We start from the raw sequence: 20,488 nt of genomic DNA, 5'->3' as shown, positions 1-20,488 counted from the left end.
TCAGCTCTCGGCGCCGAGGCCGCGCGCCAGCTTGGCGTCGCGGTCATAGGCCCTGACGATTTCGGCCACCAGCGGGTGGCGCACAACGTCGACATCGTTGAAGCGCACGGTTACCGCGCCCGCCACGCCGTCAAGGACACGCAAGGCTTCGACGAGGCCCGACTTGGTGCTTGGAGGCAGATCGATCTGCGTCGGATCGCCGGTGACGATCATGCGCGAATTCTCGCCGAGGCGGGTCAAAAACATCTTCATCTGCATCGGCGTGGTGTTCTGCGCCTCGTCGAGGATGACGGCGGCATGCGCCAGCGTGCGGCCGCGCATGAAGGCCAGCGGCGCGATCTCGATGACCTCGGCGGCAATGGCGCGCTCGACCTTGTCGGCCGGCATCATGTCGTAAAGCGCGTCATAGAGGGGCCGCAGGTACGGATCGACCTTTTCCTTCATATCGCCGGGCAGAAAACCCAGCCGCTCGCCGGCCTCGACCGCCGGCCGTGACAGGATGATGCGCTCGACCATGCCGCGTTCGAGCAGCATCGCCGCATGCGCCACCGCCAGATAGGTCTTGCCGGTGCCGGCCGGGCCAATGCCGAAGACAAGTTCCGAACGCTCCAGTGCCCGCATATAGGCGTCCTGGTTGAGCGAACGGGCATAGATCGTCTTCTTGCGGGTGGAGATCTGGGCGGCCGAAACCTTGCCCTTGCGTTCAAGCGTCGGCAGCGTCAGCTGGTCGTCGGCGGCAATCGCCATGCGCACGGCGCCATCGACGTCGGACTGGCCAATGTCGGTGCCCTTCTGGAGAATGCCGTAGAGATTGTCGAGTGCGCGGCGCGCCTGTTCGGCCGCCGAGGCCGAGCCCTTGATGGTCAACTGGTTGCCGCGCGAGCGGATGTCGACGCCGAGCTTCTGCTCAAGCCGGGCCAAATTCTCGTCGAACTGGCCGTACAGGGCGCTGGCAAGCTTGTTGTTGTCGAAAGTCAGAACGATGTGCGCCATGTCAGAGGCCCCGGATGTCTGGTTCTGGGGCAGAGTCTTCACTTCAGCAGCGCTCAACCGTCTCTCCTCATCTGCCGAGGCCATCAAGCCAACTCGGCGAACAGGCTATTGTAGCCCGTCTTCGTGATTCGCACCCGGATAATGTCACCGATTTCGCCGGCCATTTCATCAACAATAACCGGCTGCAGCCAGGGCGAGCGGCCGACCTTCTGGCCGGCCTGACGGCCGGGCTTCTCGATCAGCGTGTCGATGGTGCTGCCGACCAGGCCCAGGCCGAAATCCTGCTGCTGCTTGAGCAACAATGCCTGCAGCTGTTGCAAACGTTCATCCTTGACCGCTTCCGGCACGTGATCGGGCATATCGGCGCCCGGCGTGCCGGGACGCGGCGAATATTTGAACGAGAAGGCCGAGGCGTAGTTCACCTGGCGCACCAGACCCATCGTGGCCTCGAAATCCGCCTCGGTTTCGCCGGGGAAGCCGACGATGAAGTCACCGGACAGCGCGATGTCGCCGCGTGCAGCGCGGATGCGCTCGAGCAGCGCCAGATAGTCCTTGGCCGTGTGCCTGCGGTTCATCGCCTTGAGGATGCGGTCTGACCCGGATTGCACCGGCAGGTGCAGATAAGGCATCAAAGCCGGGAGATCGCGATGGGCAGCGATCAATTCGTCGTCCATGTCGCGCGGATGGCTGGTGGTGTAGCGCAGCCGCGCCAGGCCAGGAATTTCGGCCAGCCGGAACAGCAGGCGACCAAGACCCCATTCCATGCCATCCTCACCCTTGCCGTGCCATGCATTGACGTTCTGCCCCAGCAGCGTCACCTCGCGCACACCGGCATCGGCCAGCCGCTCGGCTTCGGCGACGATCTGCGCCACCGGCCGCGACACTTCCGAGCCCCTGGTATAGGGCACGACGCAGAAGGTGCAGAATTTGTCGCAGCCTTCCTGTACCGTGAGGAAGGCGGTGACGCCGCGCTTGATCATTTCGGCACGCTTCGGCTTCGGCAGATGCTCGAACTTGTCCTCGATGGCGTATTCTGTCTCGACGATCTTCTCGCCGCCACGCACCCGGGCCAGCACATCGGGCAGCCGGTGATAGGTCTGCGGGCCGATGACCAGATCGACAGCAGGCGAACGGCGGATGATTTCCGCGCCTTCGGCCTGCGCGACGCAACCGGCGACGCCGATCAGCATTTCGCGCCCAACTGCTGCGCGTTCAGCCTTCATGTCGCGGATGCGGCCGAGCTCGGAATAGACCTTTTCCGCCGCCTTCTCCCTGATATGGCAGGTGTTGAGCAGCACCAGGTCGGCGTCGGCGATGACATCGGTCGCGGTGTAGCCGTCGGCGGCCAGCGCATCGGTCATGCGCTGTGAGTCATAGACATTCATCTGGCAGCCATAGGTCTTGACGAAGACCTTTTTGGCCGGGGCGGACGCCGCAGCAGCGCTTTGCGAGGCGCTGTCGGTTTCGTTCCGCTCTATCGTGTTCAAATCCATCCGGCGGCTTCTAACGCCTTTCCGTGACAAAAAACAGACGATTCTCGGGCATCGGCCTGTAGGCGCTCGGCCTGCGCTAGCGGCTCGGTCGGGGATCGGCGAGCGCGGCCTGCATCATGGCGCGCACCTGGCTTTCCATCATCCTCGACGTTTCCTTGCGGTTCGAGCCCTTGGAAAAGGCGATGGGCTCGCCGAAATGCACCTCGACGTCAATGGCGCCTTCGGCCATCAGCACCTTGAGATGCGGCATCAGGTCCTGATCGCCGATCCAGGCAGCGAGCGGCCGGTGGCGACGGCCGAGAGGCACGCCGTGCACCCGCGTGTAGGCAATCGCCAGCGGCTGGATGAAGACCTGCTCGGCCGCGCCTTCCGAAATCGCCATCGAGGCGGCGCCGAACAAGGTGCTCTTGAACGGCAGGATGGTGTTGCCGTCGCCGGTAGAGCCCTCGGCAAACAGCACCATGGCGTCGCCCTTGGCCATGCGGCTGGCGATCTCGCTGGCCTGGTCGCCAGCTGTCCGCTTGCGCTCGCGTTCGATGAAGACCGTACGCTGCAGTTTCGACAGCCAGCCGATCAGCGGCCATCCCTCCATGTCCGCCCGGGCGATGAATGTCACATCGGCAAAGGAGCCGAGCACCATGATGTCGGTCCAGGAGATATGGTTCGAGGCGACCAGCAGCGGGCGCTGGCTGGACAGTGCGCCTTTGACATGGATGCGCAGGCCGAGCGTCCGGACGATGAGGCTGTGCCAGACCTTCAGAATGACCGTCTCGCGCCAAATTCCGGTCTTCATCGACAGCAGCTGCAAAGGCACAAGGACCAGCGAACCGACGACAACGAGGCTCAGCGCCAGGAAAATCCTGATTTTTCCGATCATGCAGCTTGGCCCTGCCCCAAAACTTTGGCTAGCGAAGATCGCGGCGCATGACAAGCGCGCCGGTAGGACCATGTTCGGTCGAGCGGTAATAATTGGCGCGGTGGCCCACCTGGCGGAAGCCGAGCCGCCGGTAGAGGGCGATGGCAGCGACATTGGTCTCGTCGACCTCAAGGAACAGCGCCTCGGCGCGCTGCGCATGCAATTCGCGCAGCACGGCGTCCATCAATTGCCAGCCGAGCCCCTGGCGGCGATGCGAGCGCGCCACCGCCACGGTCAGAATCTCGCCCTCGCCGGCTGCAAGCCTGGCCAGCACGAAGCCGACCGGCGGCTTGGCGCCCTGGCCGATTTCGCGCGCGGCATAGCCGAACACGGTTTCCTGTTCGAGCAACGCGGCGAACTCGCCATCGGTCCAGGGCCGGACGAAATCCTCGCGATGCAGCACCGACGCTGCCGGGCTGTCGGCGATGGTCAGCGGCTCGAGCGCATAGTCCCTGCGGCGCGGCTGGAGGAAAGGGATGCGCATCACTTTTCCTGCCTCAACAGGATGAACCCGGCCTGCGCCTTGGCATCGGCGCCGCGCAGATAGAGTGGCTTCGGCTTGTCGCCCTCACCTTTTGCAGCGGCGAGCCGGGCGTAGACGGCAATGTCGGCGGTGGCAGCCGTCGGGCCGATATCGAAATCGCGACCGGCCGCGGCTGCGATCTGCACGGCGGCCGTGCCGGCAAGCACCGGACGATTGTCCGCCGCCATTCCCGCGGCTTGGGCAAGTGTGGTCACAGCCGGACCATAGCGCAAAATCGCTTCCGCATCGTAAAACGCGGCATGGATCTCCTCGCGGCCTGCATCGAGAGCGGCCAGGATCGGGCGGCCGGGAAATGCCGCCCTCGCCTCGGCCGCCAGCGCCTCCAGTGTCGTTACCCCGATCGCCGGGATCTTCAGCGCCAGCGCCAGGCCGCGCGCCGCCGAGACGCCCACCCGCAGGCCGGTGAAGGAACCCGGACCGATGGAGACCGCAACGGCGCCAAGGCCGGCATAATCGGTGCCGTCCGCTTTCAACGCTTCGTCAATGACAGCCATCAGGTGTTCGGCGTGGCCTTTGCCGAGATCGAGTACCGAGCGGCCGAGCTCTCTGCCGCCCGATGCGTCATAGACGCAAGCGGCGCAGAGATTGGCGGCACAGTCGATGGCGAGCAGTTTCATGGGCGACCGGTTCGAAAAACAGTCTCCCTCTGCCCGCCACGGCGCGCCGCCGCAAGAGCCAGCGCGTAAATTGTTAAGCGGCTTCGCTTCGGTGCAGGCCGGACGGCTTACGCCGCCGGCGCGATGCGCAGCATGTGGTTGTCCCAGACATAGTCGGGCTCGGAGCGCGTCGCGCCGCTGCCTTCGATGATTTCGCCGGCACCCGTGGTTGCCATGAAGCCCGGGCCGTCGGGCGCCAGGCCGCAGACCTCGACCAGCGCCTTGGTGGCGACGATCTTGCCGCTGGCGGCGTCGATGACGGCCAGCGAATTGCCTTCCGGCGAAGACACCGCGACCGTGCCGGCAATCGGGTTGGCGGCGACCGAGCCGATGTAATTCCGGAAGCCGGATAGCACGTCCTGCGGCATGTCGAGCAGCTGCAGCCCCTTGCCGCGCGTGGCGCGGCCGACCAGCGGTGGCCGCTCGGTGCCCGGCCCGCGGTACTGGCAGCCGAACCAGATGGTGCCTGTGGGGTCGGCATCCATGTGGCGAATCGACAGCTGGTGCAGAGCCGGCGGCAGTTCGTGCTTTTCGATGAGATCGCCGGTTGTGCGATCGACCAGCACATAGGACGGCTTCATGGTGGCGATGTTGAGCTCGGCGCGGCCATAGTCGGGATGGGTCTCGATGCCGCCATTGGCGATGGCGATCGTCCGGCCGTCTCCGAGCAGCAAGAGCTCATGCGGCCCCATGCCATAGGTCGGAAACTCGCCGATGCGGCTGAACTTGGCCCGTGCGTCGTAGATCCCGACGACGCCGGCGGCATTGTCGAAATTGTTTTCGGTGGCGTAAAGCAGCGCGCCGTCGGTGGAAAACACACCGTGGCCGAAGAAATGCCGACCGGTGATGCTGGCGATGGTCAGCGGCGGCTCGCGGCCGGCATGGTCGAAGACCACGGCGAAGGTGCCGGGTTGCCGGGCGAAGACCACGGAGCGCTTCGAGACCGGATCGAAGGTGACGTCGTGGCCACGGTCGGGCAGGTCGATCGCATGCAATACTTTTCCGGCTTCCGACAACACAGCGGCGCCAAAGCTGCCGTCGCGCTTGACGAAGGCGGTGGCAAAGACGGCATCGGCGGCAAGCGTGTCCGCCCAGGCCCGCGGCGCCATTGACGCGACGAAGCCGGCGCCGGCAGCTCTGAGAAAATCGCGGCGGTCCATCAGCGGCGTGCGTGTCGCAACCATTGGTCAGTCCCCGTCCAGTGACGAAAAGCCGGCGGTCAGGCCGAACTCGGCGGTTAGCCGGGTGCCGATCAAGCCCGACAGGCTGGAGGTGATCAGCGCGAAATGTTCGAGTTTTCCGCGCTCCGCGGGATCGGCGAGCGTCTTGTCGATCCGACCCTGGATGGATTTGGCAGTGGCAACGCCATTGATGAGCTGGACATGGATGGATTCCGCCATCCATCTGCTATCCTCGGGCAGCGCGTCGCCGAGCTTCGAGGCCTGGAACAGCGAATCAATGCCGGAGAGGTTGCCGGCTAATGAAAGGCCGGTGTTTTGCGAGCGCCAGTAGATCGCTTGCCTCAGCTTGTCACCCTGCGGTTTGGCGCCGAGAAAACCTTTGAGGCGCACGTCGCGGACCATTTCCAGCTCGTTGATGAAGACGCCGACCAGTTCGGTCACCGCTTCGGTGCCGTCGCGGTAAAGCGCATTGTCGGGTCCAGGATTAGCCCACAAGGCTGCAAAACCGTCCGGTTTTTTCCAGGCCGCGTCGACATCGGCCGCCATGGTCTCGATGTTCTTGGCGACTGCCGCGCCATAGGCGCAGCGATAGGGCTCGTCCTTGCCGACGAGCGTCTCGGCGCCATCGCCGTAAAGCACGAACTCAAGCGCCCCTAATCCCTGCATCGCGACACTCTTGCCCGCCAGCTGCGCCGGATCGGTGGCGGTCGGATCCTTGCCGGCCAGCGCCGCCTGCACCTGCTTCAGGCCGATGCTCTTTCGGTCCGGCCAGTAGAGCATGCGCTCCAGCCGGTTGTTCTCCTTGATTGGCCCGAAGCCGATGATTTCAGCCGACGACCAGGCCGCGACCGTGGCCGAGAATCCGGCATGCGCGGCATCGAGGTTGCCCTGCGACGGCGCCTGGCAGAGCGCGTCCATGGCCTTCGCCAAGGTGCCGGCATGGCCATGCAGGCTGGCATAGGCGGGGCGGACAAATCCGTCGATCGCTCTTTGAATGACATCGGAGGCTTTCACCGAGGCCGATGCCGGGGACGCACCGAACAGAGCCAATGGGAGGAGTAGAACAGGCAAAACCCGCTTGAGCATCAGAATGACTCCAGGAATTTGATGAGAGCATCGCGGTCGGCCGTATTGGCGGCGGCAAAGCGATCGCGCGCCTTCTGCCCCTCGCCGCCATGCCACAGGATCGCTTCGGCAAGCGTGCGCGCACGCCCGTCATGCAGGAAGAAAGCGTTGCCGTTGACGGTCTTTGTCAGGCCGATGCCCCATAGCGGCGGGGTGCGCCATTCACTGCCCGTGGCATCGCCCACCGCCTGGCCGTCGGCAAGGCCAGGCCCCATGTCGTGCAGCAGAAAGTCGGAATAGGGCCAGATCAGTTGGAACGCCTGCGCCTTGTTCCCGCGCATGGTGACGAATTTCGGCGTATGGCAGGCAATGCAGCCCATCTCGTAGAACAGCTTCTTGCCGGCGAGCACGGCGGGTGCGCCGACATCGCGCCGCGCCGGCACCGCAAGGTTCTGTGAATAGAAGGTGACGAGGTCCATCACCGGTGGTGGCGCCTCGACCGGGCCGAGCCGCTTCTGCACGCCATTGGGCATGGCTAAGCAGGCCTCTTCGGCTGCGGTGCAATCGCCCCAGTGGCTGGGCTCTTCCGGCGTCGAAATGCCGATATCGCCGGCAAAGGCGTCCGCCGCCTGCTGGCGGATCGATGCGGTCTGCGCCTTCCAACCGAAGCGGCCAAGCGTCAGTTGCCCGCTGCTGAGGTCACGCACCATGTTGGGCTTGCCGGAAATGCCGTCGCGGTCGTCGGGATCGGCATGGGCAAGGATGTCGGCCGGCGCGATCTGTTCGATCAGGCCAAGGCCGATCATGGGCGGGGTCAGACGTGGCGACAGCGTGGTGCGCGGGTCAAGCGGGCCGTAGCCAAGCCCGTCGAGCGAATAGCTCGGCTTGCGCAGCGAAACGATGCTACCGTCGCCGAGCGTGACCTTTTCCTCGCGATAATCGACATACATGCGGCCTTCGCCCTTGAGGCCGGGCACCGCCAGTTCCTGCAACTGCGCGCCGTAGACCGGATCGGGGAAGTTCAGCACCTTGTGCACGGCAATCTCGGCTTTTTCCTCGGCCGTGCTCGCATCGCGCGCCAGCCGCAGGAACATCGACGTGGTGCGGCGGTCGGCGGCCGGCGGTCGGCCGCGGCCATCCTTCAAATGGCAATTCTGGCAGGCGCGCTCGTTGAACAGCGGTCCGAGACCATCCGAGGCCTGGGTCGACGATGGCGACGACACCCAGTTCTTGCGGAAAAGCGCATTGCCGAGCTTGAAATTGCCCTGTTCCTCGAAGGTGATGTTTTCAGAGGGTTGCGAGAAGGCGTCGCGGTTGACCTGCTTGCGCGACGTGCCGGCGCCGCCTTGCATCGTTTCGAAGGATTCGGGCTTGGAGAAATCCTGGGTTGGCCTGGTAACGGCAAGGACGCGGGACCGGTCCTTCGGCGTCAGGTCGGTGCGGCTCGTGGCGAGGCCGACCGGTTCCGACGATCCGGCCAGGGCCGGGGCCAAAATTGCCGCCAGGGTTACAACCGAAAGCCCGCGAAAGGCCTGATATCGCGGGTTTTTGAGGAGCAGCGGGCCGGCGGCCCGCCGCAAGCGGCGCAGAATATCTAGGGGGCGCCGCATTCCTGCATGGTCCTATTCCGCCTCGTCCGCCGATGCGGCGTTGAGCTGGCCGTATTTTTCCTCACCGATCGAGGCAAGGAGGTCGAGCTGCGTCTCGAGGAAGTCGATGTGACCTTCCTCATCCGCCAGCAATTCCTCGAACAGCTTCATCGTCACGTAGTCGCCGGCTTCGTTGCAGATCTCGCGCGAACGCTTGTAGGCGGTGCGTGCGTCATATTCGCCGGCGAGATCGGATTCGAGCACTTCCTTGACGTTCTGGCCGATGCGCAACGGCGCCACGGACTGCAAATTGGGATGCCCTTCGAGGAAGATGATACGGGCCACCAGCCGGTCGGCATGGTGCATCTCCTCGATCGATTCGGCGCGTTCCTTCTTTGCCAGCTTGGCATATCCCCAATCTTCGAGCAGGCGGAAATGCACCCAGTATTGATTGACGGCGCCAAGCTCCAGGAACAGAGCCTCGTTAAGCCGCTCGATGATCTGCGGTTCGCCTTTCATGGATTCTGCTCCCATATTGGACGCGCAGGCCTCTGACGCGATCCAGGTGTGAAACGATGTCCACGCCGCTCGCCTCCGAACGGGCGTGGTAATTTTCGGTGACCCGAATGATCGTTTCGACCACATTTGGGAAGCAGCCGCAACAGCGACCGCGCTTTTGCATCGTGTGATAGACCTTCGCCGGCACGATCAGTTGCCAGGGGTCCTGATCCAGCAGATCGACGATCGTCTGCTCAATCTCCTTTTCGGTGATGATGTTGCAATGGCAGATCAGCATGGATTGGCTCTGGCTGACGGCGCCCCTCCGCGCCGTTTGGCTGGTGGTTGGTTGGGGTGCTACTTGAACACCTTGTCCGGTGCGTCGAGGCTGTCGGACCCCTCGAAGGCTATGTTGTTCAGCTTCAGCGCGCCGACGGCGCGTTCGATCGACTTGGTCTGGTCGACCAGCGCGTCGATTGCCGCCTGCACGGTAGCATTGCCTTCGGTGTTGCCCTCGGCGATCTGCTGGTCATAGGCCTCGCCGGCCACTCCCCGCGCCTTGATCGCCTCCATCTTGGCGACCGAGACGTCGAGCTTGTCGGACAGTTCCTTGTCGATCGCCGGATCGGCCGCCTTGACCATATCGTGCACCGACGGGCCTGAAACGACGGTGCCGTCCAAGCGCGTGTAGCTGGCGAGATAGGCGGCGCGGATGCCGATGGCGTCATAGAGATGCGAGTTGTAGGTATTATCCGAGAAGCAGTCGTGCTCCTCTTCGGGATCGTGCAGCAGCAGGCCGAGTTTCATGCGCTCCCCGGCCAGTTCGCCGTAGGACAGCGAGCCCATGCCGTTGAAGATCACCGAGATAGCGGTGTTCGGCTGGCCATCGACGAGGTTCTTGCGGGCGGCGCCGTCTTCCTTCCAGTTGCCGACCATCTCCTGCAGGTCGGAGACCAGAAGATCGCTGGCCGACTTCAGATACTCGGCCCGGCGATCGCAATTGCCGCCGGTGCAGTTCTTGAGGTCGTAGTCGGTGTACGGACGCTCGCCGGCGCCCGGGCCGGTGCCGTGCAAATCCTGGCCCCAGAGCAGGAATTCGATGGCGTGATAACCGGTGGCGACATTGGCCTCGATGCCGCCGGCCTCCTGCAGCGTGCCGGCGAGGAACTCCGGCGAAAGCTTCGAGGCGTCGACCTTCTTGCCGTCGATCTCGATGTCCTTGTTAGCGATGACATTGGCGGTGTAGAGCGCGTTGGCGTCGGACTCGGTGCCGTAGCTCTTGGCGACGTAGTCGATCAGGCCTTCGTCGAGCGGCCAGGAGTTCACCTTGCCTTCCCAGTCGTCGACGATCTTGTTGCCGAAGCGGTAGACCTCGGTCTGCTGGTAGGGCACGCGCGACGCCTTCCAGGAATCGCGGGCGGCATTCAGCGTGTCCGCCGACGGGTTGGCAAGCAGCGCGTCGACAGCCTTGTCGAGCGCCTGCGCCGTGGTCAGCGAATCCTCGTACTTGGCCAGCGCGATGTCGGAATAGGTCTTGATGACCGCCTTGGCATCGATCTCCGCCGCCTTGGCCGGCAGGATGAAAACCGCCGCCGTCAAGATAGCCGTGGCACCGATCGCAGCGAGCCTGCCGCCATATCGCGCTGTCATCATCATTCTCCAGTTGAAAGGGGATTCGGTAAAAGGCGCGCGTGCCAAACGGTGCCGGGACATAGGCATGCCGTAGGACACCACAGTTGCCGCGCCGCTCTGCGGCGCACGGAAGAAAGACACCAAATGCCTCCAATCGAACGGGTTCAAGGCCCAGACATCAAAGGGATGCGCTGACGCGCGAGCCTCCATAAAACGATGGCGAGGCGGGAAGTCAACTGGTGAGCCTTAGAAAATTCAATTGAAACAATAGTTTAGAATTATTCTAAACTAGGACTGTCAACTTTAATCGTATAGCCAGCAGCCAAGTTGAGAGACGCCGCGATTGACAAGCGACCGTTCCGAGTGCGACCCGGACCGGGGCTCTTGCGACGGCGGCAGACAATCGCCATCTGGCGGAACGGCTCACAATCAAAGCATGATGTCGTCCAAAACCGCTTCACACTTTTCGGCATCATGCTCCAGATTTGAAACAGGAATTCGGGTTGCGATGAAGAACGGGGTCGTCATTGTCGGTGCGGGTCATGCGGGCGTGCAAGCGGCCGCCAGCCTGCGCGAGGAAGGCCATGACGGACCGGTCATCCTGATCGGCGACGAGACCGATCTGCCCTATCACAAGCCACCGCTGTCGAAGACCTTCATCAAGGACGCCGATGCCAAGCCGCAACCCTTGCGCGGCGAGGCCTTTTACACCGGCAGCGCCATCGACTTCAGGCCGGGCATCCGAATCGACAGCATCGATCCGGCAGGCCGCAAGCTGGACATAGCGGGCGGCGGCGTGCTGCCGTTCGACCGGCTCATCCTGGCCACCGGTTCGCGGCCGCGGCTCCTGCCGCTGCCGGGCGCCGACCTCTCGGGCGTGCTGTCGCTGCGCTCGATCGCCGATGCCCGGCTGATCCGCGCGCTCAGCCCCCAAAGCGAAGACGTGGTCATCCTCGGCGGCGGCTTCATCGGGCTGGAGATCGCGGCAACGCTGAGGGCCGCCGGCCGCAACGTCACCCTGGTCGAGGCTGTCGACCGGCTGCTTGGCCGCGCCGTGGCGCCGGTGGTGGCGAGCCATGTCCGCCAACGGCTGGAGGCGATCGGCGTGCGTATCCTCACCGGCACCACCATTGCCAGGCTGGAAGGGGAAAACGGCCATGTCTGCGCTGCAATCACCTCCACCGGCGAAAGGCTGCCCGCGCGCATGGTCATCGTTGGCATCGGCGCCGTGCCGAATGTCGAACTTGCGCAGGCTGCCGGACTGACTGTCGCCAATGGCATCCGCGTCGACCAACAGATGCGCACCTCAGTGCCTGATATTCTGGCCATCGGCGACGCCGCTTCCTACCGCCACTGGTCGACCGGCGGCGACGTGCGGCTGGAATCGGTGCAGAACGCCACCGACCAGGCGCGGCTTGCCGCACGAACGATCACCGGCCATACGGACGCCTATGCGGCGGTGCCGTGGTTCTGGTCTGACATCGGCGACATGAAACTGCAGATGGTCGGGCTGACCTCGGGCGGCGACAGCCATGTCGTGCTGGGCGACCTCGCTGAGAACAAGTTCTCGATCTACCACTATGCTGGAAGCCGGCTGCTCGGCATCGAATCCGTCAACAGGCCGGGCGACCATATGCTGGGCCGCAAGATGCTCGGGGCCGGGTTTTCGCCGATGGCGCAGACGATTGCTGAGGGACCTGACGGGCTGAAGGCTGCACTGGCAGCGTTCCAGCAGGATGAGCCGGCACGGGCTGCGGGCTAGACGCACTTACCCTCCCCCTTGTGGGGAGGGTCGCTGCGAAGCAGCGGGGTTGGGGTCGGCGCGAGGCCCCCCACCCGGACCTGCGGTCCGACCTCCCCACAAGGGGGAGGTAGGGTTTTGCGCTAGGCAGCGCAGACTTCGCGGATCGAGCTTTCCAGAATGTCGAGCGCCTCGTTCATGACATTGTCCTGGATGGTGATCGGAGCCAGGAAACGGATGACGTTGCCGTAGACGCCGCAGGTCAGCAGGATCAGCCCCTTGTCGAGCGCCTTCAGCCGGATCGCATTGGCGATCTCGGCCGACGGCAGGCCCCTCTTGACGTCGTTGAGCTCGACCGCGTTCATGAAGCCGAGACCCCTGATGTCGACAATCTCGGGCACATCGTCGCGGATCGACTGCAGCCGCTGTTTCAGCCGGGCGCCCAGCGTATTGGCGCGGTCGCACAGCTTTTCGTCCTCGATTACGTCGAGCACGGCGTGTGCTGCGGCGACACCGATCGGGCTGCCGCCATAGGTGCCGCCGAGCCCGCCAGGACCGGGCGCATCCATGATCTCGGCGCGGCCGGTGACCGCCGCCAGCGGGAAGCCGCCGGCCAGGCTTTTCGCCATGGTGGTAATGTCGGCCGCGACCTCATGATGATCCATGGCGAACATCTTGCCGGTGCGGGCAAAGCCGGTCTGCACCTCATCGGCGATCAGCAGCATGCCGTGCTGGTCGCAGAGCTTGCGCAGCGCCGTCAGGAATTCGCGCGGCGCGTCGTAGAAGCCGCCCTCGCCCTGGACCGGCTCGATGATGATGGCGGCAACGCGAGCCGGATCGACATCGGCCTTGAACAGTTTGTCGAGTGCGACCAGCGAATCGGCTGTAGACACGCCGTGCAGCGGCACCGGAAACGGCGCGTGGTAGACGTCGCCCGGCATGGCGCCGAAGCCGACCTTGTAGGGCACGACCTTGCCGGTCAGCGCCATGCCCATGAAGGTGCGGCCGTGGAAGCCGCCGGCAAAGGCGATGACGGCTTGGCGGCCAGTGGCGTTGCGGGCGATCTTGATGGCGTTCTCGACCGCTTCAGCGCCCGTGGTGACGAAGATGGTCTTCTTCTCGAACTTGCCGGGCAGCATGCCGTTCAGCCGTTCGGCCAGCCTGACATAGCTCTCATAGGGCACGACCTGGTGGCAGGTATGGGTGAAGCGGTCGAGCTGTGCCTTGACCGCCTCGATCACCCTGGGATGGCGGTGGCCGGTGTTGACGACGGCGATACCGGAGGAGAAATCGATGTATCGGCGGCCTTCTACATCCCAGATCTCCGAATTCTCGGCGCGGTCGGCATAGATCTGCGTCGTCATGCCGACGCCGCGCGAGATCGACTGGTTCTTGCGCTCAGAAATGGCTGCGTTCTTCATTTCGTCCCTCATCGGGCCGACGCCCGTTCTCGTTAGATGAATGCCAAGGCCTCTTCTGACCTTATTTCACGTTTTCCTCAAGTTGGCACCGCCGCCGGGCGATTGGGCCTGTCGTCGATGCGGGCCACTTCGACAGACCGGTCTTAACCAGCCGACCGATACACGTACGGGGCAGTCCGTGACAGCTCACCCGTCACCGGGAACGGCGAAGCGATCCCGCTCGCCGCGGTGGCGAACTTCCGCTACGACCTCGAACAGCCGACGGTGTGGCGGCGCAACCGCATCCCGATGATCACCGTTCGCGCAGGCCTCGTTGGCGACGTGCTGCCGGCCACCGTCGTCAACGAATTGAAGCCGTCGGTCGACGCCTTCATCGCCAAACTGCCGCCCGGCTATTCCGTTGCAACCGCCGGCTCGGTCGAGGAAAGCGCCAAAAGCCAGAGACCGATCGCAGCGGTGGTGCCGCTGATGCTGTTCGTGATGGCGACCATCCTGATGATCCAGTTGCAAAGTTTTCAGCGCCTGTTCCTGGTCGTGGCGGTGGCGCCGCTCGGCCTGATCGGCGTGGTCGCGGCCCTGGTGCCGAGCGGCGCACCGCTCGGCTTCGTCGCCATTCTGGGCGTCCTGGCGCTGATCGGCATCCTGATCCGCAACTCAGGTGATCCTGATCGTGCAGATCGAGGATCTGGTGGCCGAGGGCCAAGACCGCTGGGAAGCCGTGATCGAAGCGACCGAGCACCGCATGCGGCCGATCGCGCTGACGGCCGCGGCCGCCAGCCTAGCGCTGATCCCGATCGCGCGCGAAGTGTTCTGGGGCCCGATGGCCTACGCCATGATGGGCGGCATCATCGCCGGCACGGCGATCACGCTGCTGTTCCTGCCGGCGCTTTATGTGACGTGGTTCAGGATCAAGGAGCCTAAGCAGGGGGACGAACCATCTGTTCCGGAGAACGGCGAACTGGCGCAAGACCCCGCTTAAGGCTTTGCCGGATCATTCGTTATCGTTAGAGGGTTCGGGGCGCGATTTCGCTCGCTGCCATGGCGATGATTTTGACGTCCGCCAAGCATGCCAGCCTTTTGGCAAGTCGGCCAATGCCAGGATGCTTTCATCCTGCTGCACCACCTCTTGCAGGCCAACGAGCATTATCTCGCGTTCATCCCAATCTCGAGAGTCGCTGCTATAGAATTGCCAACTGCCCCCTTCATCGTTGTAGTTCTCGTCATCGTCAGCTTCATGCACAACGTATGCGATCCAGTCGCCCCGTTTGAATATGCTCTTGTCCGATAGCACCGCGACATTGGGCGGATCTGCAAACTTCCATTCTTCCATGGAATTCCCCAAGCGATTATTCTGCGGAAGAAACTAGTTCACGCCGTCCGAACAAACCCCTCGCTCGCCCTAAGCAAATTGCGTGTGTAATCCTTCTCCACGCGGTGCCCGATCAGCTGGCCCGCCGTCAGGTTCTCCACCGCTTCGCCATTCTGCATCACCATCAGGCGCTCGCACATATGGGTGATGATGGCGAGGTCGTGGCTGACCATCAGGAAGGTCAGCTTGCGCCGACGGCGAACCTCTTCCAGCAGGTTGAGCACTTCCGCCTGCACCGAAGCGTCGAGCGCCGAGGTTGGTTCGTCGAGCAGCAGGATCGACGGTTCGAGGATGAGCGCCCGCGCGATCGCCACGCGCTGACGCTGACCGCCGGAGAGCTGGTGCGCGTAGCGGAAACGGAAACCGTTGCCTAATCCGACCTCGTCGAGGGCGCGCTGGATGCGTTGCTCGCCATCGGCAAAGCCGTGAATGGCGAGCGGCTCCTGCAGCAGGCGGTCGACGGTCTGACGCGGGTGCAGCGAACCATAGGGGTCCTGGAAGACCATCTGCACTTCGCGATAAAAAGCCTTGTCGCGGCGCGCTCCCAGCGTCTTGCCATTGACCGTGATAGTACCGGATGCGACAGGCACCAGGCCGGCAATGGCTTTGAGCAGCGTCGACTTGCCGGAACCGCTCTCGCCGACCAGGCCGAAGGATTCGCCGGACTTCACCTCGAGGTTCGCCCCTTTCAGCGCGCGAAAACGGTCGAACACCACCTCCAGCCCTTCAATCGAAATGGCTGGCGTCATGCCGCCCACTCCGGCTTGCGGTCGAGCACCGGCAGCGGGTGGCGTTCGTAACCGATCCTGGGCATGCAGTTGAGCAGGCCGCGCGTGTAGGGATGCTGGGCGTCGCGCAGCTCCGACGCCTTGAGCTGCTCGACCACCTTGCCGGCATACATGACGATGACGCGGTCGCAGAAGGAGGCGACCAGCCGCAGATCGTGCGAGATGAAGATCAGACCCATGCCGCGCTCACTGACCAAGCGGTCGAGGATGCCGAGCACATCGAGCTGCACGGTGACGTCGAGCGCCGAGGTCGGCTCGTCGGCGATCATCAGTTCCGGTCCGGCGATCAGCATCATTGCGATCATGGCGCGCTGGCCCATCCCGCCGGACACCTCGTGCGGATGCAGGTCGAAGACACGCGAGGGATCGCGGATCTGCACAGCTTCCAGCATGGCCAGCGCCCGCTCGCGCGCTTCGGCCTTGGAGACCTTTTCATGCGTGCGCAGCGTCTCGACGATCTGGCGGCCGATGCTCATCACGGGGTCGAGCGAATATTTCGGATCCTGCAGGATCATTGCGATGCGTTTGCCGCGCAGCGCCCGGCGCTGACGGGCCGGTATGGCCAGAAGGTCGATGCCGTCGAGGGCGAGCTTCTTGGCCGACACCAGAGCCTGCGGCGGCGTCAGGCCCATGATGGCGCGGCCGGTCTGCGACTTGCCGGAGCCGCTTTCGCCGACAATGCCCAGCCGCTCTCGGCCAAGCGAAAAAGTGACGCCGCGCACCGCCTGGATGAGGCCGGTCCGAGTCGGGAAGGTGACGCGCAGGTCGTCGACATCGAGAAGTGCACCGCTCATTGGTCACCACTCATTGGTCGCCACTCCGGGGATCGAGCGCATCGCGCAGGCCGTCGCCAAGCAGGTTAAAGCCGAGGCTGACGATGAGGATGGCGAAGCCCGGCGCGCCGGCCACCCACCATTGGTCGAGCACGAAGCGGCGGCCGGACGCGATCATCGTGCCCCATTCCGGCAGCGGCGGCTGGGCGCCCAGGCCGAGGAAGCCGAGGCCGGCGGCGGTGAGGATGATGCCGGCCATGTCGAGCGTCACCCGGATGATGAGCGAAGAGATGCAGAGCGGCATGATGTGGCGCAGCACGATGCGGAACGGCGAGGCGCCCATCAATTGCACCGCCTTGATGTAATCGGAATTGCGCACGGTCATCGTTTCGGCGCGGGCAATTCGGGCGTAAGGCGGCCACGAGGTGATGGCGATGGCCAGCACCGCGTTTTCGATGCCGGGGCCAAGGGCCGCGACAAAGGCCAGCGCCAGGATCAGCTTGGGAAAGGCGAGGAAGATGTCGGTAATGCGCATCAGAATGGCATCGGTCCAGCCGCCGGCATAGCCGGCGACGGTGCCGACCAAAAGGCCGATGGGGGCTGCGATGACGGCGACAAGAATGACGACGTAGAGCGTCCAGCGCGAGCCGAAAAGAATGCGCGAATAGATATCGCGGCCGAGATCGTCGGTGCCGAACCAATGCGCCGCACTCGGCGCCAAAAGCCGCGCGTTCTTGAGATCGCCGATGGTCGGCGAATAGGGCGCCAGCACATCGGCAAAGGCGGCGACCAGCAGCAGCGCGATGATGATGAGCAGGCCGAGAAACGCCAGCCGGTTGGCGGAAAAGCGCCGCCAGGCGACATAGGCGCGGCCGAGCCTTGCCTGCATGCGCGAGGCCGGCCGATCGCTGAGCAGCCAATCGCGGCGCGTTTGGATTGCTTCGGCGCTCATCCTGTCTTCGTCCTCGGATCGAGCACCTTGTAGAGAACATCGGACAGGAGATTGATGCCGATGAACACCGAACCGATGACGATGGTGCCGCCGAGCACGGCGTTCATGTCGGCGTTCTGCAGCGAATTGGTGATGTAGAGGCCGATGCCGGGCCAGGAGAACACCGTCTCGGTCAGCACCGAACCTTCGAGCAGCCCGGCATAGGACAGCGCGATCACCGTGACCATCGGCACCGCGGCGTTGCGCAGCGCATGGCCCCAGATGATTCGCGTTTCAGACAGGCCCTTGGCGCGCGCGGCGACGATGTATTCCTGCGACAGCTCGTTCAGCATGAAGGAGCGCGTCATTCGGCTGATATAGGCGAGCGAGAAATAGCCCAGCAGCCCTGCCGGCAGGATGATGTGGCGGTAAGCGTCGTAGAAGACATCCCACTGGCCCTGCAGCGCGGCGTCGAGCAGGTAGAAGCCGGTGATCGGTGTGAATGTGTACTCGTAGACGATGTCGAGGCGGCCGGGAAAAGCTACCCATTGGAGCTTGGCGTAGAACAGGACAAGCCCCAAAAGCCCGATCCAGAAGATAGGCACGGAATAGCCGATCAGGCCGACAATGCGAACGATCTGGTCGATGAGACTGCCGCGTTTTACCGCTGCCAGCACGCCGAGCGGCACGCCGATCAACGAGCCTATCAAAGTGCCCAAAGTCGCCAGTTCGATCGTTGCCGGAAAGGCACGGCGGATGTCGGTCATCACAGGATTGGTGGTCAGCACAGAGGTGCCGAAATCACCGTTCAGCGCATGCTTGAGATAGATATAGAATTGCTCGATCAACGGCAGGTCGAGCCCCATCTCGCGGCGGGTGCGCTCGACGACATTGGCCGGTGCGCGGTCGCCGAGCACCGCCAGCACCGGATCGATCGGGATGACGCGGCCGATGAAAAAGGTCACCGCGAGCAGGCCGAGATAGGTGGTGACGGCGATGACCAGGAAGCGGCCGATCGCCAACAAGATAGCGACGGCGCGGGCGCTTCCCTGCCCCGCCGTCGCCTGGTTTTCAATCGCGCTCATCAGGGCGCGTCCGCCGGCGCTATTCCTTGGAGACCGGGCCGACGAAGTTGGTGTCGAAGCTCGGACCGAGCGCAAAGCCTTTCAGGTTTTTGCGCAGGCCTGCCACTTCCAATTGCTGGTGGATGATTACGAAGGGGCTGGTGTCGAGGATCGTCTTTTCAAGGCTCTTGTACATATCGGCGCGCTTGCCGGCATCCTTCTCCAGCAAGGCTGCTTCGGTCTGCTTTGTCAGGTCCGGGATGTCCCAGGCATTGCGCCAGGCCAGCGTCTTGGTCTTGCCTTCATCCGAATTGTCCGGGTTTGAGGCAAAGGTCTGGGCGTTGGAGTTCGGATCGAAATAGTCCTGGCCCCACTGGCCGATATAGATGTCATGATTGCGGGCGCGATATTTGGTCAGCGTCTGCTTGCCGTCGCCCGGGATAATTTCCAGCTTGATGCCGGCCTGGCCAAGCGTCTGCTGGATCGATTCCGCCATGCCCGTTGTCGGCTGTCCCGTGCGTACATCCATGGTTACGCTGAAGCCGTCGGCCAGGCCGGCCTTGGTCAGCAGTTCCTTGGCCTTGGCGACGTCGAACTTGAACGGATTTTCGTCCAGTTCGCCCAGCACGCCCTTGGGCAGGAAGGTCTGGTGAATCTCGCCAATGCCCTTGAGGATGGTCGTGCTCAGCGCATCGTAGTCGACCAGATATTTGAACGCCTGGCGAACCTCGGGCTTGGCGAGGTTCGGATTCTTCTGGTTGAGGCTGATATAATAGACCGTGCCCTTCGGCGCGCTGGTCGTGGTGAGATCGGCATTCTTGGCGATGGCGTCGAGATCGTTCGGCTCGAGGTTGCGGGCAACGTCGATGTCGCCTGCTTCGAGCGCCAGGCGCTGTGCCGAGCTTTCCTTCATGTTGCGGTAGATGACGCGGGCGAGCTTGGCCTTCTCGCCATTGTAATTGTCGTTGCGCTCGAGCACGACGACCTCATTGGCCCGCCATTCGCGCAGCTTGTAGGCGCCGGAGCCGGCATAACCGGTCTTCAGGAAGGCGTTGCCGAAATCGTTGTCCCATTTGTAGTCGGCACTCGGCGTCACCGCGGCGACATGTTCCTTGACCAGCTTTGCGTCGACGACCGAAGCGACCGTTGCCGACAGGCAGTTTAACACGAAGCTCGGCGCATAGGCCTTGTCGACGGTGAACTGGAAGGTGGTGTCGTCGACGGCCTTGGCCTTGTCGGCGACGTTGTCGCCGCTGATGCCGAACTGGTTGATGATGAATGCTGGCGGCTTGTCCAGCTTGATGGCGCGCTCGAAGGAATAGGCGACATCGCCGGCTGTCAGTGGATTGCCCGAAGCGAACTTTAGGCCGGGCTTGAGCTTGAACGTATAGACCAGGCCGTCGTCGGAGACGGTCCAGCTCTCGGCAAGGTCGCCCTTGACCTTGGAGGTGTCGCTGAGGTCGAGGCGGACCAGCAGATCATAGGTGTTGCCGGTGACTTCGGCGGTCGACAGTTCGAACGCCTCGCCCGGATCCATGGAGATGATGTCGTCGATGGCAAAACCTTCGACCAGCGTGTCGGCGGGGGTCACGGCAAAGGCCGGCGCGACGCCAATGAGCAGAGCGGACATGGCAGCACCTGCGAGCCAGACGCGCGAACGTAGAGCAAACTTTTCCATCATCATGATGATTGTTCCCTGTTTTGTTGATTGTTGACCCCGAGTTCCCGGCTCAGGGCTGCAGTAATCTTTTTCGCGGCCGGAGGACGACCGTTAGACCCCATACCGTGTTGATTTTTTTCCAGTTGGTCAACACCCTATCCGGCAGCCCTCCAA

The 20,488-nt window shown here is 63.6% G+C and carries 19 protein-coding genes and 1 pseudogene; 2 read left to right on the top strand and 18 right to left on the bottom strand.

The window, feature by feature from the left end; genetic code table 11:
* From ACYG9Z_RS17920 to ACYG9Z_RS17870, 11 genes are all read right to left on the bottom strand, one after another.
* Complete coding sequence (locus ACYG9Z_RS17920) at positions 1-993, bottom strand: PhoH family protein (protein ID WP_027049340.1); 993 nt, start codon at positions 991-993, stop codon at positions 1-3.
* An 83-nt stretch (positions 994-1,076) separates the two neighbouring features.
* Positions 1,077-2,486: a tRNA (N6-isopentenyl adenosine(37)-C2)-methylthiotransferase MiaB gene (miaB, locus tag ACYG9Z_RS17915; protein ID WP_023751930.1), complete on the bottom strand. Its 1,410-nt coding sequence runs from the start codon at positions 2,484-2,486 to the stop codon at positions 1,077-1,079.
* Positions 2,487-2,562: 76 nt separating this feature from the next.
* The gene (gene olsA, locus ACYG9Z_RS17910; protein WP_023682014.1) at positions 2,563-3,363 is read right to left on the bottom strand and encodes a lyso-ornithine lipid O-acyltransferase; all 801 of its coding nucleotides are present in this window, start codon (positions 3,361-3,363) and stop codon (positions 2,563-2,565) included.
* Positions 3,364-3,391: 28 nt separating this feature from the next.
* Positions 3,392-3,886 (bottom strand): ribosomal protein S18-alanine N-acetyltransferase, encoded by a 495-nt coding sequence (rimI, locus tag ACYG9Z_RS17905; protein ID WP_023669542.1) that lies wholly within the window; start codon positions 3,884-3,886, stop codon positions 3,392-3,394.
* On the bottom strand, positions 3,886-4,563 hold the full coding sequence (tsaB, locus tag ACYG9Z_RS17900; protein ID WP_023682015.1) for a tRNA (adenosine(37)-N6)-threonylcarbamoyltransferase complex dimerization subunit type 1 TsaB: 678 nt from the start codon (positions 4,561-4,563) through the stop codon (positions 3,886-3,888). Before tsaB ends, rimI begins: the two co-directional genes overlap by 1 nt.
* A gap of 107 nt (positions 4,564-4,670) precedes the next feature.
* The gene (locus tag ACYG9Z_RS17895) at positions 4,671-5,786 is read right to left on the bottom strand and encodes a DUF1513 domain-containing protein (RefSeq protein WP_023699452.1); all 1,116 of its coding nucleotides are present in this window, start codon (positions 5,784-5,786) and stop codon (positions 4,671-4,673) included.
* Between the two features lie 3 nt (positions 5,787-5,789).
* Entirely contained in the window at positions 5,790-6,869 is a 1,080-nt protein-coding gene (locus ACYG9Z_RS17890) for an imelysin family protein (RefSeq protein ID WP_023751929.1), read from the bottom strand.
* Positions 6,869-8,458, bottom strand: coding sequence for a di-heme oxidoreductase family protein (locus ACYG9Z_RS17885; RefSeq protein ID WP_023751928.1), 1,590 nt, complete (start codon positions 8,456-8,458; stop codon positions 6,869-6,871). The genes ACYG9Z_RS17890 and ACYG9Z_RS17885 overlap by 1 nt, the downstream gene beginning before the upstream one ends.
* A gap of 12 nt (positions 8,459-8,470) precedes the next feature.
* On the bottom strand, positions 8,471-8,956 hold the full coding sequence (gene bfr / locus ACYG9Z_RS17880) for a bacterioferritin (RefSeq protein ID WP_023669537.1): 486 nt from the start codon (positions 8,954-8,956) through the stop codon (positions 8,471-8,473).
* Positions 8,922-9,233 (bottom strand): (2Fe-2S)-binding protein, encoded by a 312-nt coding sequence (locus tag ACYG9Z_RS17875; protein ID WP_023751927.1) that lies wholly within the window; start codon positions 9,231-9,233, stop codon positions 8,922-8,924. Before ACYG9Z_RS17875 ends, bfr begins: the two co-directional genes overlap by 35 nt.
* Positions 9,234-9,292: 59 nt before the next feature.
* Positions 9,293-10,585: an imelysin family protein gene (locus ACYG9Z_RS17870; RefSeq protein WP_023751926.1), complete on the bottom strand. Its 1,293-nt coding sequence runs from the start codon at positions 10,583-10,585 to the stop codon at positions 9,293-9,295.
* A gap of 490 nt (positions 10,586-11,075) precedes the next feature.
* Between ACYG9Z_RS17870 and ACYG9Z_RS17865 the strand changes: the two genes are divergently transcribed.
* The gene (locus ACYG9Z_RS17865) at positions 11,076-12,329 is read left to right on the top strand and encodes an NAD(P)/FAD-dependent oxidoreductase (RefSeq protein ID WP_023751925.1); all 1,254 of its coding nucleotides are present in this window, start codon (positions 11,076-11,078) and stop codon (positions 12,327-12,329) included.
* 122 nt (positions 12,330-12,451) lie between these two features.
* Here the strand turns inward: ACYG9Z_RS17865 and ACYG9Z_RS17860 are convergent, their stop codons facing one another.
* Positions 12,452-13,729 (bottom strand): 4-aminobutyrate--2-oxoglutarate transaminase, encoded by a 1,278-nt coding sequence (locus ACYG9Z_RS17860; RefSeq protein WP_023738174.1) that lies wholly within the window; start codon positions 13,727-13,729, stop codon positions 12,452-12,454.
* A gap of 195 nt (positions 13,730-13,924) precedes the next feature.
* Here ACYG9Z_RS17860 and ACYG9Z_RS17855 point away from each other — a divergent pair.
* Positions 13,925-14,708: pseudogene (locus ACYG9Z_RS17855) on the top strand (efflux RND transporter permease subunit); the annotation flags it as partial.
* 12 nt (positions 14,709-14,720) lie between these two features.
* Here ACYG9Z_RS17855 and ACYG9Z_RS17850 read toward each other — a convergent pair.
* From ACYG9Z_RS17850 to ACYG9Z_RS17825, 6 genes are read right to left on the bottom strand one after another with little or no spacing between them, the layout of a single operon-like run.
* A complete protein-coding gene (locus tag ACYG9Z_RS17850; protein ID WP_023696743.1) occupies positions 14,721-15,059 on the bottom strand; it encodes a DUF2185 domain-containing protein in 339 nt (112 codons plus the stop codon).
* Between the two features lie 38 nt (positions 15,060-15,097).
* Entirely contained in the window at positions 15,098-15,847 is a 750-nt protein-coding gene (locus ACYG9Z_RS17845; protein WP_023669527.1) for an ABC transporter ATP-binding protein, read from the bottom strand.
* Positions 15,844-16,680, bottom strand: a complete 837-nt coding sequence (locus ACYG9Z_RS17840; protein WP_023682023.1) for an ABC transporter ATP-binding protein — start codon at positions 16,678-16,680, stop codon at positions 15,844-15,846. The genes ACYG9Z_RS17845 and ACYG9Z_RS17840 overlap by 4 nt, the downstream gene beginning before the upstream one ends.
* Before the next feature lie 10 nt (positions 16,681-16,690).
* Positions 16,691-17,611, bottom strand: a complete 921-nt coding sequence (gene nikC / locus ACYG9Z_RS17835) for a nickel transporter permease (protein WP_023682024.1) — start codon at positions 17,609-17,611, stop codon at positions 16,691-16,693.
* Positions 17,608-18,675 carry an ABC transporter permease gene (locus ACYG9Z_RS17830; protein ID WP_023669524.1) on the bottom strand — a complete coding sequence of 356 codons (1,068 nt, stop codon included), beginning with the start codon at positions 18,673-18,675 and terminating at the stop codon, positions 17,608-17,610. Before ACYG9Z_RS17830 ends, nikC begins: the two co-directional genes overlap by 4 nt.
* A gap of 19 nt (positions 18,676-18,694) precedes the next feature.
* Positions 18,695-20,338: an ABC transporter substrate-binding protein gene (locus ACYG9Z_RS17825; RefSeq protein WP_023708185.1), complete on the bottom strand. Its 1,644-nt coding sequence runs from the start codon at positions 20,336-20,338 to the stop codon at positions 18,695-18,697.
* Positions 20,339-20,488: the final 150 nt, after the last annotated feature.

Source organism: Mesorhizobium sp. RSR380A (assembly GCF_054719385.1).
This window is presented reverse-complemented; position numbering and strand designations above follow the sequence as displayed.

Coding starts and splice junctions, on each gene's coding strand:
- ACYG9Z_RS17830 (WP_023669524.1), bottom strand. CDS start 18,675: ATGAGCGCGATTGAAAACCAGGCGACGGCGGGGCAGGGAAGCGCCCGC.
- ACYG9Z_RS17920 (WP_027049340.1), bottom strand. CDS start 993: ATGGCGCACATCGTTCTGACTTTCGACAACAACAAGCTTGCCAGCGCC.
- olsA (WP_023682014.1), bottom strand. CDS start 3,363: ATGATCGGAAAAATCAGGATTTTCCTGGCGCTGAGCCTCGTTGTCGTC.
- miaB (WP_023751930.1), bottom strand. CDS start 2,486: ATGGATTTGAACACGATAGAGCGGAACGAAACCGACAGCGCCTCGCAA.
- ACYG9Z_RS17850 (WP_023696743.1), bottom strand. CDS start 15,059: ATGGAAGAATGGAAGTTTGCAGATCCGCCCAATGTCGCGGTGCTATCG.
- ACYG9Z_RS17860 (WP_023738174.1), bottom strand. CDS start 13,729: ATGAAGAACGCAGCCATTTCTGAGCGCAAGAACCAGTCGATCTCGCGC.
- ACYG9Z_RS17885 (WP_023751928.1), bottom strand. CDS start 8,458: ATGCGGCGCCCCCTAGATATTCTGCGCCGCTTGCGGCGGGCCGCCGGC.
- bfr (WP_023669537.1), bottom strand. CDS start 8,956: ATGAAAGGCGAACCGCAGATCATCGAGCGGCTTAACGAGGCTCTGTTC.
- ACYG9Z_RS17840 (WP_023682023.1), bottom strand. CDS start 16,680: ATGAGCGGTGCACTTCTCGATGTCGACGACCTGCGCGTCACCTTCCCG.
- rimI (WP_023669542.1), bottom strand. CDS start 3,886: ATGCGCATCCCTTTCCTCCAGCCGCGCCGCAGGGACTATGCGCTCGAG.
- ACYG9Z_RS17825 (WP_023708185.1), bottom strand. CDS start 20,338: ATGATGATGGAAAAGTTTGCTCTACGTTCGCGCGTCTGGCTCGCAGGT.
- ACYG9Z_RS17895 (WP_023699452.1), bottom strand. CDS start 5,786: ATGGTTGCGACACGCACGCCGCTGATGGACCGCCGCGATTTTCTCAGA.
- ACYG9Z_RS17875 (WP_023751927.1), bottom strand. CDS start 9,233: ATGCTGATCTGCCATTGCAACATCATCACCGAAAAGGAGATTGAGCAG.
- nikC (WP_023682024.1), bottom strand. CDS start 17,611: ATGAGCGCCGAAGCAATCCAAACGCGCCGCGATTGGCTGCTCAGCGAT.
- ACYG9Z_RS17870 (WP_023751926.1), bottom strand. CDS start 10,585: ATGACAGCGCGATATGGCGGCAGGCTCGCTGCGATCGGTGCCACGGCT.
- ACYG9Z_RS17845 (WP_023669527.1), bottom strand. CDS start 15,847: ATGACGCCAGCCATTTCGATTGAAGGGCTGGAGGTGGTGTTCGACCGT.
- ACYG9Z_RS17890 (WP_023751929.1), bottom strand. CDS start 6,869: ATGCTCAAGCGGGTTTTGCCTGTTCTACTCCTCCCATTGGCTCTGTTC.
- ACYG9Z_RS17865 (WP_023751925.1), top strand. CDS start 11,076: ATGAAGAACGGGGTCGTCATTGTCGGTGCGGGTCATGCGGGCGTGCAA.
- tsaB (WP_023682015.1), bottom strand. CDS start 4,563: ATGAAACTGCTCGCCATCGACTGTGCCGCCAATCTCTGCGCCGCTTGC.